This is a genomic window from Streptomyces sp. NPDC057616, from assembly GCF_042800575.1.
GTDB lineage: Bacteria > Actinomycetota > Actinomycetes > Streptomycetales > Streptomycetaceae > Streptomyces.
In genome coordinates, this window is record NZ_JBHVGU010000013.1 from 83,273 (window position 1) to 98,749 (window position 15,477).

At 72.4% G+C, this 15,477-nt stretch carries 11 protein-coding genes and 2 pseudogenes; 5 read left to right on the top strand and 8 right to left on the bottom strand.

Annotated features, from left to right (window positions below):
* Nucleotides 1-3: 3 nt before the first annotated feature.
* From ACFU97_RS18140 to ACFU97_RS18150, 3 genes are read right to left on the bottom strand one after another with little or no spacing between them, the layout of a single operon-like run.
* The gene (locus ACFU97_RS18140) at nt 4-843 is read right to left on the bottom strand and encodes a carbohydrate ABC transporter permease (protein WP_384257231.1); all 840 of its coding nucleotides are present in this window, start codon (nt 841-843) and stop codon (nt 4-6) included.
* On the bottom strand, nt 840-1,835 hold the full coding sequence (locus ACFU97_RS18145) for a carbohydrate ABC transporter permease (protein ID WP_384257234.1): 996 nt from the start codon (nt 1,833-1,835) through the stop codon (nt 840-842). The genes ACFU97_RS18140 and ACFU97_RS18145 overlap by 4 nt, the downstream gene beginning before the upstream one ends.
* Before the next feature lie 10 nt (nt 1,836-1,845).
* Nucleotides 1,846-3,159: an ABC transporter substrate-binding protein gene (locus ACFU97_RS18150; protein WP_384257236.1), complete on the bottom strand. Its 1,314-nt coding sequence runs from the start codon at nt 3,157-3,159 to the stop codon at nt 1,846-1,848.
* 255 nt (nt 3,160-3,414) lie between these two features.
* On the opposite strand from ACFU97_RS18150, the gene ACFU97_RS18155 reads away from it, so the two are divergent.
* The 4 genes from ACFU97_RS18155 (at nt 3,415) to ACFU97_RS18170 (ending at nt 10,193) form a co-directional block, all read left to right on the top strand.
* Entirely contained in the window at nt 3,415-4,467 is a 1,053-nt protein-coding gene (locus ACFU97_RS18155; RefSeq protein ID WP_384257239.1) for a LacI family DNA-binding transcriptional regulator, read from the top strand.
* 140 nt (nt 4,468-4,607) lie between these two features.
* The gene (locus ACFU97_RS18160) at nt 4,608-7,784 is read left to right on the top strand and encodes a cytochrome P450 (protein WP_384257242.1); all 3,177 of its coding nucleotides are present in this window, start codon (nt 4,608-4,610) and stop codon (nt 7,782-7,784) included.
* A gap of 24 nt (nt 7,785-7,808) precedes the next feature.
* A complete protein-coding gene (locus ACFU97_RS18165) occupies nt 7,809-8,798 on the top strand; it encodes a phosphotransferase family protein (protein ID WP_384257244.1) in 990 nt (329 codons plus the stop codon).
* 102 nt (nt 8,799-8,900) lie between these two features.
* Nucleotides 8,901-10,193, top strand: a complete 1,293-nt coding sequence (locus ACFU97_RS18170; RefSeq protein ID WP_384257246.1) for an ROK family protein — start codon at nt 8,901-8,903, stop codon at nt 10,191-10,193.
* Nucleotides 10,194-10,230: 37 nt separating this feature from the next.
* Here ACFU97_RS18170 and ACFU97_RS18175 read toward each other — a convergent pair whose 3' ends face one another.
* Both ACFU97_RS18175 and ACFU97_RS18180 read right to left on the bottom strand, forming a co-directional pair.
* Nucleotides 10,231-10,461, bottom strand: a complete 231-nt coding sequence (locus ACFU97_RS18175) for a hypothetical protein (protein WP_384257249.1) — start codon at nt 10,459-10,461, stop codon at nt 10,231-10,233.
* A gap of 96 nt (nt 10,462-10,557) precedes the next feature.
* On the bottom strand, nt 10,558-11,586 hold the full coding sequence (locus tag ACFU97_RS18180; RefSeq protein ID WP_384257251.1) for an SDR family oxidoreductase: 1,029 nt from the start codon (nt 11,584-11,586) through the stop codon (nt 10,558-10,560).
* Nucleotides 11,587-11,708: 122 nt separating this feature from the next.
* Between ACFU97_RS18180 and ACFU97_RS18185 the strand changes: the two are divergent.
* A pseudogene (locus ACFU97_RS18185) lies at nt 11,709-12,361 on the top strand (M15 family metallopeptidase).
* On the opposite strand, the pseudogene ACFU97_RS18190 reads toward ACFU97_RS18185, so the two are convergent.
* The 3 genes and pseudogenes from ACFU97_RS18190 to ACFU97_RS18200 form a co-directional block, all read right to left on the bottom strand.
* Nucleotides 12,358-13,308 (bottom strand): annotated as a pseudogene (locus ACFU97_RS18190) (SDR family NAD(P)-dependent oxidoreductase); the annotation flags it as partial. The pseudogenes ACFU97_RS18185 and ACFU97_RS18190 sit on opposite strands and share 4 nt — an antisense overlap.
* 328 nt (nt 13,309-13,636) lie before the next feature.
* Entirely contained in the window at nt 13,637-14,299 is a 663-nt protein-coding gene (locus tag ACFU97_RS18195; RefSeq protein WP_384257254.1) for an HAD family hydrolase, read from the bottom strand.
* Between the two features lie 39 nt (nt 14,300-14,338).
* Nucleotides 14,339-15,376, bottom strand: coding sequence for a PHP domain-containing protein (locus ACFU97_RS18200; protein ID WP_384257257.1), 1,038 nt, complete (start codon nt 15,374-15,376; stop codon nt 14,339-14,341).
* Nucleotides 15,377-15,477 lie beyond the last annotated feature (101 nt).

Consider the following 15,477-nt stretch of genomic DNA (forward strand, 5'->3'; position numbering starts at 1 on the left):
GGGCTACTTGGCGGCACCGGCCGTGAGGCCGGCGACGATCCGGCGCTGGAACACCAGCACCACGACGACGAGCGGCACGGTGACCAGGACACCGGCCGCCATCTGGCTGCCGAACGGCGTCTCGAACTGAGTTGCCCCCGCGAACTTGGAGATCGCGACGGGCGCCGTCTGGATGTCGGGCTTGTTGGTCATCGACAGGGCGATGAGGAACTCGTTCCACGCCGCGATGAAGGTGATGATCGCGGTGGTGAAGAGGCCGGGCGCGGCCAGCGGGACGATGACGCGCCGGAAGGCCTGGCCGCGCGTGCAGCCGTCGATCATGGCCGCGTGCTCCAGCTCCTCGGGCATCTGCCGGAAGAAGGCCGTCAGGTTCCACACCGCCAGCGGCAGCGTGAACGACATGCTGGGCACGATCATCGCCTGGTAGGTGTTGATCCAGCCGAAGCCGACGAACATCTTCAGCAGGGGTACCACGATCGACACCACGGGGAACATCGACGTGGCGATGATCAGCGTCAGCACGAACCGCTTGAAGCGGAACTCCAGCCGGGCCATCGCGTACGCCGTGAAGGTCGCCAGCAGCAGTGCGCAGACGGTCGTGGTCCCGGCCACCACGAGGCTGTTGAGCAGCGCGCGGGTGAACGCCTGCGACGGATCGAGGACCGCCCGGTAGTTCTCCAGCGAAATCCGGCCGGGGAACAGGGAGTTGTCGAAGATGTCCGAGGTGCGGCGCAGGCTGGAGACGAGCATCCAGTAGAAGGGCGCCAGGCAGTAGGCGACGACCGCGGCCACCCCGAGCCAGAGCAGCGCCCTGCGCAGGGCCGGGTGCGGAGTGGTGGTCATGCGGCCGCCCCCTTCCGGCGGTGCGGCACGAGATCGGCGCCGAGCAGCCGGACGAACGCCAGCGCGATGAGGAAGACGTAGACGAAGAGGATCACCGCGTAGGCGGCGGCCGGTCCGAACCGCACGTTCGCGGCCTGGTCCTGGGCGAGCATGGACAGCGTCTCCACGGAGGTCTTCTGTGCGCCGACGAGGATGTACGGCAGGTCGAACATGCGCAGCGCGTCGAGGGTGCGGAACAGCACGGCCACCAGCAGCGCGGGCTTGACCAGCGGCAGCGTGATGCTCCAGAACTGGCGCAGCACGCCCGCCCCGTCCATCCGCGCGGCCTCGTAGACCTCCTTGGAGATCACCTGGAGACCGGCCAGGACGAGCAGGCCGATGAAGGGCGCCGTCTTCCACACATCGGCGATGATGACCGCGGCCTTGGCGTGGAAACCCTCGGTGGTCCACAGGATCTGACGGCCAATCAGCGCGTTGGCGACACCGTCGCTGTTGAAGATCCAGCGCCACAGCAGACCGGTGACGGCGGTGGGGATGGCCCACGGCACCAGGATCGAGGCGCGGACGACGGCCCGGCCGCGCAGCGCGCGGTGCATGATCAGCGCCATCGCGATGCCCAGCACCGTCTCCAGGGCGACCGTGGTGACGGTCAGGAACGTCGTGTTCCAGAAGGCGTTCCAGAAGCGCTCGCCCGCCGCCTTGAAGATCCCGGTGTAGTTGGCGGCGCCCACGAACGGGTCGTGGCCGCGGACGAAGCCGGTGCTCGGGTCGAGGCCGGGCGTGCCGTAGAAGGAGTCCTTGATCGCCACGATCGTGGGGTAGAGCACGACGATCGCGAGGACCAGCAGGGTCGGCGAGACCAGGAGGGCGGCGAGTCCGGCCGAGCCGGAGGTGGCCGTGCGGCGTACGCCCCGCAGGGCCGGAACGGGCGGCCCGGCCCTCCGCGCGGCCGGCCGGGCGACGCTCCCGGGCGGGTTGTGGGTGGTCACCATGCGCGTCTCCTCACTTCCCCGCCGCCTGCTGCCGCAGGTCCCGCTGCAGGTCCCGCAGCGCGCTCGCGCTGCTCTTGTCGCCCGTGATCGCGGCGAACGCCTCCCGCTGGACGGCCGCGGTGACGTCGCCGTAGCCGAAGACGCGGGGCCGCGGCACCGCGTGCAGGATCGACTGCTCCAGGGTCGGCAGATACGGATACCTCGCGACCAGCCGCGGGTCCCGGTACAGCGCGCGGTACGTGGGCGCGGCCGGCGCGTAGGCGAGGGAGAGGCGCTGGGTCTCCTGGCTGGTGAAGAACCGGATGAAGTCGAGCGCGGTGGCCTTGTTCCGCGCCGAGGCCGACAGTGCGAGGTTGTGGCCGCCCAGGCTGGAGGCGCCGGGTCCGTCGAGACCGGGCAGCGGTGCGACGGCGAACCGGCCGGCGACCTTGCTGGAGCCGTCCTTCCTGGCCGCCAGGGGATACATGTACGGCCACTGCCGCTCGAAGAGCAGCCGGCCGGACTGGAAGGCGCGGCGCGCGTCCTCCTCCTGGTAGGTGGCGGCCTCCTTGGGGATGGTGCCGTCCCTGAAGGAGCCGGCCAGGAAGTCCAGACCCTTCCTGGCCGCGCGCGAGTCGAGGTGCGGGCGGCCCGCCGCGTCCGTGACCATGCCGCCCGCCGAGTTCACCGCCTCGGCGAAGTTCACGGTCAGGCCCTCGTACTTCTGGAACTGGCCCGCGTAGCAGGACATGCCCTTGGCCTCGGGGAGCCGGCGCACCTTGGCACAGTCGGCCTTCAACTCGGCCCAGGTGACCGGCGGTTGGCCGATCCCGGCCTGCTTCAGCAGATCGGTGCGGAAGTAGAGCATGCCGCCGTCCGAACTGGCGGGCACGGAGTACAGGCCGCCGCGGTACCTGCCGGTCGTCACGATCGGCTTCAGCATCTGCCGCAGCGGGAAGCGGTCCTCGGGCAGCCGGTCCACCCAGCGGTGCGCCGCGAACTCCGAGTTCCACACCACGTCCAGGGAGAGCACGGTGAAGGCGTCCGACCGCGTGGCCGCGTTCTGGATCATCTGCTGGCGCTGCGCGTCCGGGTCGGTGGGCAGCTGCACGAAGGTGGCCTTCTCCTCGGGGTGCAGCCTGTTCCAGCGGTCGAGCACCGCCTGCACCGTGCCGGTGTTGTCCGTGCCGGCGACATAGGTGATGGGACCGCGGCCCTCGAAGGAGGCGCGGCCGGCCGGCCCGCTCGACACCGAGCCGCCCCCCGAGCCGCAGGCGGCCAGGGCGGCCAGCCCCGCACACAAGGAACCGCAGCGCCGCAGCGCTCTGGTCGTTCTGATCTTCAATGGCGCTCCCGGGTCGGGCGGAACGGAGGGTGTGATTGCGCTGTCACGACGATGGCAATGACATTTATGCAGTTCAGAGCATGTAATGCCCACGTGCTGGAAGCTGCTGCGCACTCATTCATGCCTTCCGTGGGACAACGCTTGCAAGCTAGGAGCGACACCGTCGGCACGTCAATGCGTTACGCGCAGGTAATTACCTGACAGCGCTGTCATAAGGGCCTGTGGATTCGCGCACGCCTGTGCTAACGTCCGCCCATGCCAGCAGCTCAACGGCACCCCACGATGGCCGACGTCGCCGAGCGGGCCGGGGTCTCCGCATCCACCGTCTCGCGCACGCTGCGGGGACTGTCGAACGTGTCGCCGGACGTCCGCGCCCGCGTCGAGAAGGCTGCGCGGGAGCTGAACTTCGCGGTGTCGCGGCACGCGTCGAGCCTGGTGACCGGCAGGACCGGCGTCGTGGCGGTGCTCGTGCCCACGCTCAACTCGTGGTTCATGGGCTCGGCTCTGTCCAGCCTGGGCCCGCTGCTGCGCGCCGCGGACCTGGAACTCGCCGTCTACGTCATACCCGACCTGGCCGAGCGCACCGCGTTCTTCGAGCAGCTGCCGGCCCGGCGCAACGCCGACGCGCTGCTGGTCTTCTGCTTCGACCTCACCGACGAGGAGTGCACCCGGCTCGACGACCTGGGCATGCCGGTCGTCTACGTCAGCCAGCACGCCAGCGGCCGGCCCAGCGTCTACGTCGACGACGTGGCCGGGGCCCGCAACGGCACCCGGCACCTGCTCAACCTCGGCCACCGCCGGATCGCCTTCGTGCAGGCCCAGGGTGCCACCGGCTTCTCGTTCAGCTCGCACGGACGGCTGCTCGGCTACCAGCAGGCGCTCGCCGAGGCGGGCGTGTCCCCGGACGACTCCCTCGTGGTGTCCGCCCCGCCCGAGGACAAGCGGGCCGTGGTCGAGGCGATCGGCACGCTGCTGAGCCTGCGCGAGCCGCCCACCGCAGTCTTCGCCGAACAGGACGAGCTCGCCGCCTCGCTCATCCGGACCCTGCGCCGCGCCGGCATCGAGGTGCCCGAGCGGATGTCCGTCCTGGGCTTCGACGACCAGCCGGTGGCCGAGTGGTTCGACCTGTCCACCGTCGCCCAGTCGCCCTCGGAGATGGGGCGGGTGGTGGGCGAGATGGTCCTGGAACTGCTCCACGACCCGGACACCGACGCCAAGCGGCACGTGGTGCTGCCGACCGTCCTGATCCCGCGGGCCACCACCGCTCCGGCGCCCGTACCCCGCACGGACGGCGCGCGGCCGGAGTGAGGCGCACACCGGGCACTTGTGCAAGGCCCCTGGGACCTTCTTGACTACACGATCGTGTAGCGCGGCAGCGCGGACGGCCCGATCCGCTCGACCACCCTTGATCGCAGTACTTCCGTACCGCGAAAGGCAGTTGCCGCGCCATGCCCCCCACCGTGCTGCACCCCCACACCGCAGACACCCTCCCCGGCGTCCCCGTCGTCGACATCAGCGCCACCGGACCCGGCCGCACCCCCATCCAGCAGGTCATGGGGCTGATGCGCGAGCACGGTCCGCTGCTCGTGCGGCGGCTGCACGGACGGGACGTGCTCTTCGTCGCCGACTCCGACCTGGTGGCCGACCTCGCCGACGAGCGGCGGTTCGCCAAGCACGTCGGGCCGGCGCTGGAGAACGTCCGCGAGTTCGCCGCCGACGGCCTGTTCACCGCGTACAACGACGAGCCCAACTGGGCCCGGGCGCACGACATCCTGATGCCCGCCTTCGCACTCGGCTCGATGCGCACCTACCACCCGGTGATGCTGCGGGTGGCGCGTCGGCTCATCGCCTCCTGGGACCGCGCCGCCCGAACCGGGCAGCCGGTCGACGTGCCCGAGGACATGACCCGGATGACCCTCGACACGATCGGACTGGCCGGATTCGGCTACGACTTCGGGTCGTTCGGGCGCTCGGAACCCCACCCGTTCGTCGAGTCGATGGTCCGCTGCCTGGAGTGGAGCATGCACCGCCTCGCCCGCACCCCGGGCCAGGACCACTCGGCCGCCGACGCCGCCTTCCGGGACGACGCCGCCTACCTCGCCCAGGTCGTCGACGACGTCATCTCCGCCCGCGCGGGCGCCGACCAGGCCGGGGCCGAGGACCTGCTGGGCCTGATGCTCACCGCCGAGCACCCGGCCGACGGCGCCACCCTGGACGCCGCCAACATCCGCAACCAGGTCATCACCTTCCTGATCGCCGGCCACGAGACGACCTCCGGCGCGATGTCCTTCGCCCTGTACCACCTCGCCAAGCACCCCACCGCGCTCCAGCTGGTGCAGCGCGAGGCCGACGCGCTGTGGGGCGACGCGAGCGACCTCGAGCCGACGTACGACGACATCGGCAGGCTGACGTACACCCGCCAGGTGCTCAACGAGGCGTTGCGGCTGTGGCCGACGGCCGCCGCCTTCAGCCGCCACGCCCTCGAGGACACGCTGCTCGGCGGACGCGTCCCGCTGCGCGCCGGACAGGCCGTCACCGTGCTCGCCCCGATGCTGCACCGCCAGCCCGTCTGGGGCGACAACCCCGAGCTGTTCGACCCCTCGCGGTTCACCGCCGAGGCGGAGGCGGCGCGGCCGGTGCACGCCTTCAAGCCGTTCGGCACGGGTGAACGCGCCTGCATCGGGCGGCAGTTCGCCCTGCACGAGGCGACCATGCTGCTGGCCATGCTCGTCCACCGCTACCGGCTGCACGACCACGCCGACTATGCGCTCACCGTGAAGGAGACCCTCACCCTCAAGCCGGAGGGCTTCACGCTGACCCTCACGCCGCGCACCGCCGCCGGCCGCGAGCACACCGCACTTCCCGGACAGCGGCCGGCCGAGACGTCCCAGGATGCGGACCCGCGGACCCTGCCCGCCCGCGTCCGCCCCGGGACCGGCGTCCTCGTGCTGCACGGCAGCAACTACGGCACCTGCCGTGAGTTCGCCGCCGGACTCGCCGAGACCGCGGCCGCCATCGGCTGCGCCACCGAGGTCGCACCCCTGGACGCCTACGTCGGGGGACTGCCCACCGACCGCCCCGTCGTCATCGCCGCCGCCTCCTACAACGGCCGCCCCACCGACGACGCCACCGCCTTCGCCGCCTGGCTGGAGGCCGGCCACGACCTCGAGGACGTCAGCTACGCCGTCCTCGGTGTCGGCGACCGCAACTGGGCCGCCACCTACCAGCAGGTCCCGACCCGCATCGACCAGCGCCTCGCCGCCCTCGGCGCCACCCGCCTCGCCGACCGGGCCGCCGCCGATGCCTCGGGCGATCTGACCGGCACGGTAAGGGACTTCACGGCCCGCCTGCGCACGGCCCTCCTGGAACGGTACGGCGACCCGGACGCCACCGCCCCGGCCGACGACGAGCCGAGCGCCGCGTACGAGGTCCGCATCCTGACCGGCGGTCCCGTGGACGCGCTCGCCGAGCGGCACGGACTCGTCCCGATGACGGTCACCGAGGCGTACGACCTCACCGCGCCCGGCCACCCGCGCCGCAAGCGCTTCGTGCGCGTCGCCCTCCCGGACGGCACCGCCTACCGCACGGCCGACCACCTGACCGTGCTGCCCGCCAACTCACCGGCCCTGGTCGACCGCGCGGCCACGGCCCTCGGCGCCGACCCCGGCACCGTCCTGGACATCCGGCCCACCCGCCCGCGCCGCGAGGGACTCGCCGTCGACCGGCCCTTGACCGTACGTCAACTCCTGACGCACCACGTCGAGTTGCAGGAGCGGCCGACCGCCGCCCAGCGGGCCGCCCTCGCCGCCGCCAACGCCTGCCCGCCCGAGCGCGCGGCGCTCGCGGCCCTCACCGACGACGATCCGCGCACCCTCGTCGACGTCGTCGAGGACCACCCCGCGCTGCGCGAGGCCCTCGACTGGCCGCGGCTCCTGGAGATCCTCACCCCGCTGCGCCCCCGCCACTACTCCATCTCCTCCTCGCCCGCCGTCGACCCCGGCCACGCGGACCTCATGGTCTCGCTGCTGGAGGCGCCCGCGCGCTCGGGCAAGGGGACGTACCGGGGGACGGGCTCCGGCCATCTGGCGGACGTCATGCCCGGTGACACGGTGCACGCCCGTGTCCAGCCGTGCCGCGAGGCCTTTCGTATCGATACGCCCGGCACCTCGGTCCCGGTCATCATGATCGCGGCCGGCACCGGGCTCGCGCCCTTCCGCGGAGCCGTCGCCGACCGCACCGCTGCCCTCGCCGCCGGTGCCCAACTCGCCCCGGCGCTCTGCTACTTCGGCTGCGACGCACCCGGCGCCGACTTCCTGCACGCCGAGGAGCTGTACGCCGCCGAGGCCGCCGGAGCCGTCTCGCTCCGCCCGGCGTTCAGCACCGAGGGCACGTTCGTGCAGCATCGCCTCGCCGCGGAGGGGGACGAGGTGTGGGACCTGCTCGGCGCCGGGGCGCGGGTGTACGTCTGCGGCGACGGTTCGCGAATGGCGCCCGGAGTGCGGGACGCCTTTCGTACGCTGTACGGAGATCGCATGCCGGGCACGGACGCGACGGCGGCCGGCGAGTGGCTGGACGCGATGATCACGGAGGGGCGTTACGTCGAGGACGTGTACGCGGCCGGCTGAGCGCAGGGGAGGGGTGGGCGGACGGTGGTGGACTCCTGGGAACGGGCCCGGCGCATCCTGGAGGGCTCGAAGATCCCTCTCGACCGCCTCGCCCACCTGCGCCCCCTGGACGGCGGCACGTACAACACGGTCGAGGAACTGCGGCTCAGCGACGGCAGCCGCTACGTGCTGAAGCTCGCGCCGGACGCCCCCGGGCTGAGCTACGAGAAGCAACTACTGGTCTCCGAGGCCGAGTTCTACCGCTGCGCCGCCGAGGCCGGCGTACCCGCGCCACGCCTCGTCTCCGTCGGGGGCGACACCGACGGACGCCATCTGCTGATGACGGCGTGCCCGGGCGAGGCCTGGGGCTCCTGGCTCACCGACGTCCAGCAGGCCGGACTGCGCACGGAGTTGGGCGGGCTGGTGGCCCGGCTGCACCGGGTGACCGGGCCGGCGTACGGCTATCCGTCCGGGGCGCTCGGCCACCTCTCCCGCGACTGGCGGACCGCCTTCACCGGGATGCTCGACGCCGTCCTCGACGACGCCCGCCACTACCAGGCCCGGCTGCCCCGCTCCGCCGACGAGGTGGCCCGCACCACCCGGGCCGCCGGTCCCGCCCTCGACCTCGTCACGACGCCGAGCCTCGTCCACTTCGACCTGTGGCAAGGCAACATCCTGGTCGACCGGTCGGCCGGAGAGCCCCGGATCGGCGGGCTCATCGACGGCGAGCGCATGTTCTGGGGCGACCCGCTGGCCGACTTCGTCTCGCTGGCGCTGCTGGGCGACATCAAGAAGGACGAGGCGTTCCTCGCAGGCTACCGGGAGGCCGGCGGACGGGCCGAGTTCGGCACCCCGGCGCTGCTCCGCCTCGCGCTCTATCGCACCTACCTCTACCTGATCATGCTCACCGAGACGATCCCGCGCGAGGCCGACGAGGAGCACGACCGCTGGGTCCAGGACGTGGTCGCGCCCGAACTCGTCGCCGCTCTCGACGAGATCGAGGAACTGACCATGTCCGAATGGCGCGCGTCGTGAGACCCCTCTTAGCTCACAGCGTGAACTAAGGGTAGGAGAAAGTCGCGCCGGGCCCGCACTCGGAGGTATGTTGCAGGTCGAACAGGGTGCGAAGGGAGCCACATGGCTGCGGGGCGGAACGGACGCACGGTACGCGACCTCAGGCGGGCGAACCGCACGGTCGTGCTGCAGCGGCTCTACTTCGACGGACCCCTCAGCCGCTTCGAACTCGGCCCGGCGACCGGCCTCAGCTCCGGTTCGGTCAGCAACGTCGTCGCGGACCTCGTCGCCGACGGCCTGGTGGAGGAGGCCGGCAGCGTCGACTCCGACGGCGGCCGCCCGCGCACGCTGCTGCGCGTGGCACCCGGCAGCGGCCACATGATCGGCGTCGACGTCGGCGAGACCCGGGTGCGGATCGAGCTGTTCGACCTGACCCTGACCGAACTCGCCCGCGCCGAGCGGCCCCTGGAGCAGCAGCGCTACGAGGTCGAGGTCATCGTCGGCCACATCCGCGACGGTATCGCCGAGGTGCTCGCCGAGGCCGGCATCGCCCCCGAGCGGCTGCTCGGCGTCGGCATCGGCGTCCCGGGCATCGTGGAGCGCACCCCCGACCGCGGCGCCGTCGTGCACGGCCAGACCATCGGCTGGGACGCGGTCCCGCTGGAGCACCTGCTGCGCTCCTCGTCGCAACTGCCCGACATGATCCCGTACTTCATCGACAACGGCGCCAAGACGCTCGGCCAGGCCGAGATGTGGTTCGGCGGCGGGCGCGGGGCGCACAACGCGGTCGTCGTGCTGTTCGGTTCCGGCGTGGGTGCCTGCCTGGTCACCCCCGAGGTGGAGCACGGCCGGGCGGTCGAGTGGGGGCATCTGACGGTACGGGTCAGGGGGCGGCGGTGCCGGTGCGGCGCCCTCGGCTGCCTGGAGGCGTACGCGGGAGCGGAGTCCCTGCTGGAGCGCTGGCGGGAGGAGGGCGGACAGCCGCCGGAGGGGGTCGACGAGGAGACGGCGCTGACCGCGATGCTGGCCGCGGCGTATCCGGCGGCCGGGGCGGAGGCGGACCCCATGGCGCTCGCCGTGCTGGAGGAGACCGCGGAGTATCTCGGCGCCGGGCTGTCCGATCTGATCAACCTCTTCCAGCCCGAGCGGATTCTCATCGGTGGGTGGGCCGGGCTCCAGCTGGGGGCGCGGTTCCTGCCGGCCGTCCGCCGGCACGCGGCGTCGTACGCGCTGCGGCACCCGGCGGAGAAGGTGACCGTCGAGCTCGGGCGGCTGGGGCCGGACGCGGTGACGGTCGGCGCGGCGATCCTGCCGCTGGCCGACTTCTTCGCCCGCGGCGGGCGCCGGCCGGAGCCCGCGCCCGAGGGGCCGGCACCGGCCTGGCGGACGGCGCTGCAGGAACGGGCGCCGCACTAGCGGTCGCGAGCCGCGTGCCGGGCTCGGACCGTCCCGGTCAGCCGGTCGATTCGTCCGGCGTCGGATGCTCTGGATGGACGGTCGCCGACTGGGGACGGTCCTGGCGCCCCGTACCGGCCTCGTCGGTGTCCGGCAGCTCCTCGTCGGCCTCCTCCTCACCGGGCGGCAGCGGAATGTCCAGCGGATCCTCGCCCTCGGTGACCAGCTGATCCGGCAGATCGCGCGGCACCGGCTCGCCATCCTGGCCGGTGGGATGCCTGTCGGCCACGGCGTCCTCCCTTCCCGTAGTGCACATAGCTGAGGGCACCGCGAGTACCTCCAGGTCAGCCGCCAAAACCCGCCTGGCGGAGGAGGGCCGGCGGGGTCAGCCCACCTTCCGGCCCTTCATCGGCTCCGTAGGGGCGCCCTCGCCCCGTTGCAGGCCCTGCAGGAACTCCTCCAGCACCTCGGTCGCCGTGTTCTGCGGATGCCAGCCCAGCTCGACGCGTGCGCGGGTGCAGTCCATCAGGGGCAGGCGGAGCACCGCGTCGAACAGGTGCGGTGAGGCGGGCAGCAGGTGCAGGCCCCACGCCGCGGCGATCGCCGAGCGGGCCGCGGCGCGGGGGAGCCGGACCGGGCGCGTGCCCAGCATCTCGCCGAGCAGTTCGGCGTCCACCGGGGGATCGGCGGCCAGGTTGAAGGCGCCGCTCACCTCGGAGTGCAGGGCGAGCGCGTAGGCCTTGGCCGCGTCGTCGGTGTGCAGGGCCTGGACCCGCAGGCCGGGGATGTCGGGGAGGAAGGGCAGCAGCTCCGGACGGGCCAGGGAGCCCGGCAGGAAGCGGCCGCCGAAGATGCGGCGCTGCTCGCTCGCCGACTCCCGCTTGAAGAGGAACGCGGGCCGCATCCGGACCACCCGCACCTCGGGATGCTCCCGCTCGAACGTGTCCAGCGCCCGCTCCAGATAGGCCTTCTCACGGCAGTACGCGGCGTCCGGCCAGCCGTGCGTGGGCCACGACTCGTCCACCATGCGGTCCTTCGGGCCGGGCGAGTACGCGCCGACCGAGGAGGCGTGCACGAGCGTCGGCACCCGTGCCGCCGCGACCGCGTCGAAGACCCGGATGCTCCCGAGCACGTTCGTTCGCCAGGTCGTCGCGGGGTCGTGCGTCGGCTGGAACGCCCAGGCCAGATGGATCACCGCGTCGGCGTCCGCGAACGTGTCGGCCAGATCCGACCGCTCGGACGCGATGTCCACCGGGGACCACTCCGTCCGCGCGGGCGACCAGTCGGGAATCCGTCGCGCCAGCCCCAGGACGGACCCGACCCGGGAATCCTCGGAAAGCTGCCGCACCACACTCGTGCCCACGTTGCCGGTGCCGCCCGTGACCACGATCCTGCTACCCGTTGCGCTGCTCACCTTCGGCTCCTTCCACCCACGAGCTCCCCACCGGCCCCCCGCCGGAAGCAAGCACACCGAGTACCCACCCTGAGAGCGGACCACGCGACCTGGGCTGCGGCCGGCCGGGAGGTCATCGGGCCATGAGCGAGATCATCCTGATGTCCGACGGCCGTGTGGCGGCGATACCGGTGCGGGAGAGCGGCGAGCCTCTGGTCGACGTACGAGAGGTGTTGCCGGTCGACGACCGCAAGCACGGGAACTCCCGTGGCGCGGAGGTTCACCTGCGCCGGGGCGTGCTGGACCGCCTCCTCGCCGCGCAGGCCCGGCTGCCGGACGGCCTGTGTCTGCTGTTCGTCGAGGGGTACCGGCCGCCGGAGCTGCAGCGGTCGTACTTCGAGCGGTACGCCGCCGGGCTGCGCGCGGAGCATCCGCAGTGTCGCCTCACGACATCCGGACGGCCGCAAGCCGCTACGTCTGCCCGCCGGAGATCGCCCCGCACGGCGCCGGGGCGGCCGTCGACCTCACGCTCGCCGGCACCGACGGGCGCGAACTCGACCTGGGCACGCCGATGAACGCGAGCCCGGAACACAGCGACGGCGCCTGCTACACGGCTGCCACGAACATCTCCGCCGAGGCCCGGGCCAACCGCGAGCTGCTGGGCCGGGTCCTCGGTGCGGCCGGTCTCGTCAACTATCCGACCGAGTGGTGGCACTGGTCGTACGGCGACCGGTACTGGGCCCTGATGACGGGCGCGCCGGCGGCCCATTACGGTCCGGCGCTGCTCCGCTCCTAGGACGCGAAGGCGTTCACGCCCGTCAAGGCGGCCGACAGGTCCCACAGGCGGGATGCCTCGGTGGGGTCCGTGGCCCAGGGCTTGACGCCTGTGGGGCGGGTGTCCGTTGCCGGTTCGGCGATGTCGCAGTCCTCCAGGTAGACGCCGCCGAGGCCGTCCAGCTGGGGGGAGGTGGCCGCCCAGACCTGGGTGGCCGCGCCCTGCTGCGGGGTCTTGAAGCCCTGCGGGTTGAGCACGTTGCCGGCCTCGTCGATCCAGCCGCGCTCGATCATCTCCTCCCTGGGGATGTGCCGCTGGAGCGGCGTGAGGATGCCGCCGGGGTGGAGGGAGAAGGCGCGCACGCCGGCGTCGCGGCCGAGCCGGTCGAGGTGGACGGCGAACAGGACGTTCGCGGTCTTGGCCTGGCCGTAGGCCTCCCACTTGTCGTAGCCCCGCGTCCACTGGACGTCGTCCCAGCGCATGCCCGAGAAGTGATGGGCGCGGGAGGAGACGGAGACGATTCGGGCGCCGCCCGGCGCGATGGCCGGCCACAGCCGGTTGACCAGCGCGAAGTGGCCGAGGTGGTTGGTGGCGAACTGCGCCTCCCAGCCGGGCCCCACCCGCGTCTCCGGACAGGCCATGATCCCGGCGCTGTCGATCATGATGTCGACGGTCCGCCCGGAGGCGAGGAAGCGCTCGGCGAAGCCGCGCACACTCTCCTGGTCGGCGAGATCCAGCTCGTCCACCTCGACGTCCTTCACACCGGCCAGCGCCTCCTCGGCGGTGGCACGGCGGCGGGCCGGCACCACGACGTGGGCGCCCGCCTCGGTGAGCGCACGCGTGGTCTCCAGGCCGATGCCCGAGTAGCCTCCGGTGACGATCGCGAGCCTGCCGGTCAGGTCGATGCCCGCCAGGACCTCGTCGGCGGTGCTGGTGGCGCCGAAGCCGGACCCGATCTTGTGCTGTGCGTGGTCATGCTCGAAACGCTACGAATTCGAGTGCTCTCGAAGTCAAGCGGAAGCCGCGAGCACCGGGCGCGCCCGGGGGGCACGCGGCGGCCCGCAGGAACGAGGAAGACCCCGACCGGACGGGGGAATCTCGGTCGGGGCCGTTCAAGGGCGGGCACGGATGGCGGTCGCCTCTCGGCGAAAGGCTCCACAGGGCTTCAGCCGAACGATCTTCCCTGTGGGCGAATGGTGAGGCCCGGGGACACTGTCCCATCCGCACCCACGTGTCGTTCAACGGACAACCTCTCGTGGGTGTTCCGCGCCCTGCCGCTTTCGAGGGTGAGGTGCGTCACCGTTCCCCGAAGGGGCTGTCCGCCAGGCAGGCCAGGAGGTGCGCCGGGTCGTCGTACACGGCCGACGCGCCCGCCTCCTCCAGGTCTCCCCGCGGAATCCCGCCGCACAGGACACCCACGCAGCGCACCCCAGCCCGACTGCCCGCCCGCATGTCCCACACCGTGTCCCCGACGAGAACGGCCCGGTCCGCCGGCACCCCCGCCAGCTCCAGGGCCCGCTCGACGGGCTCCGGCGCCGGCTTGCCCTGCTCGACGTCATCGGCGCTCGCGGTGGCCGCGATCGCGTCCTCGGCGCCGATCGCACGGCGCAGCGCGGACAGCTCCGGCCCGCTCGCGGACGTCGCGAGGACCACCTTCCAGCCCTCGTGGTCCAGGCACCGCAGCAGCCGCCCGGCATCGTGCAGCGCCGGCAGCCGGTCGACGTACTGCCCGTACAACGTCTTGTGCGCGGCGCTGAGTTCGGCGTCCTGCTCCTTCTTGCGGCCGTCGCCGAGCAGATGGGCGATCAGGTCCTCGGAGCCGAGGCCGATGGCCCGGTGGACGGCGTGCATCGGCACCGTGCAGCCCACCTGGCGGAACGCCTCCCACCAGGCCACCACATGCAGGTGATTGGTGTCGACGAGAGTTCCGTCGACATCGAAGACGGCCGCCCGGTCCATGCCCGCTCTCCCTCGCTCGCTTACCGGACGGGTACCACGTCAACGGCGTGGCACTCCCTCCGGAACGCGCCGCTCGCGGGTCCAGGCCAGCAGGTCGTCCCGCGACCAGGTGGTGACCACCCGCTCGGCGGGCACCCCGCACTCCTCGGCCCGCGCGCAGCCGTTGATCTGCCAGTCCAGCTGGCCGGGCGCGTGCGCGTCCGTGTCGATCGAGAACAGCACCCCGGCGTCCACCGCGCGGCGCAGCAGCCGCCGCGGCGGGTCGAGCCGCTCGGGACGGCTGTTGATCTCCAGGGCGGTACCGGTCTCGGCGCACGCGGCGAACACCTCGTCCGCGTCGAACTCCGACTCGGGCCGCCCCCGCCCGGACACCAGCCGTCCCGTGCAGTGGCCGAGGATGTCCGAGTGCGGATCGCGTACGGCGGCCACCATGCGGCGGGTCATGGGACGGGCGTCCATGCGCAGCTTGGAGTGCACGGACACGACCACCACGTCGAGCCGCTCCAGCAGCTCCGGCTCCTGGTCGAGCGAGCCGTCGTCGAGGATGTCGCACTCGATGCCCGTCAGCAGCCGGAACGGCGCCCAGCTCGCGTTGAGCTCCGCCACCACGTCCAGTTGCTCCCGCAGCCGCTCGGGCGACAGGCCGCGCGCGACCGTCAGCCGCGGGGAGTGGTCGGTCAGCACCGCCCACTCGTGCCCGAGCGCCGCCGCGGCCCGGCCCATCTCCTCGATCGGGCTGCCGCCGTCCGACCAGTCCGAGTGCAGATGGCAGTCCCCGCGCAGCAGCGCCCGCAGCTCCGTACCGGTCCCGGTGTACGGCTCGGCGGACTCGTCCTCCAGCTTCCGCAGATAGCCGGGCATCTCACCGGCCAGCGCCTCGCGCACCACCTGCGCAGTCTTCGGACCGACGCCCTTGAGCGACTCCAGCGACCCGTCGGCCGCGCGCTCGCGGACCTGGTCCGGGGGCAGCGACGCCAGGACGCGGGACGCCGTGCGGAAGGCGCGGACGCGGTACGTCGGCGCCAGGGACCGCTCCAGCAGGAAGGCGATCCGGTCCAGTGCCTCAAGGGGATCCATGCTGACCTCCACCACCAGGGTTCCCCAAGGGCGGGCGGCCCGCATCGCGTGACGCCGAAGGCCGAGCGGCACGGACAGCGTGCCGCTCGGCCTCAAGGGGG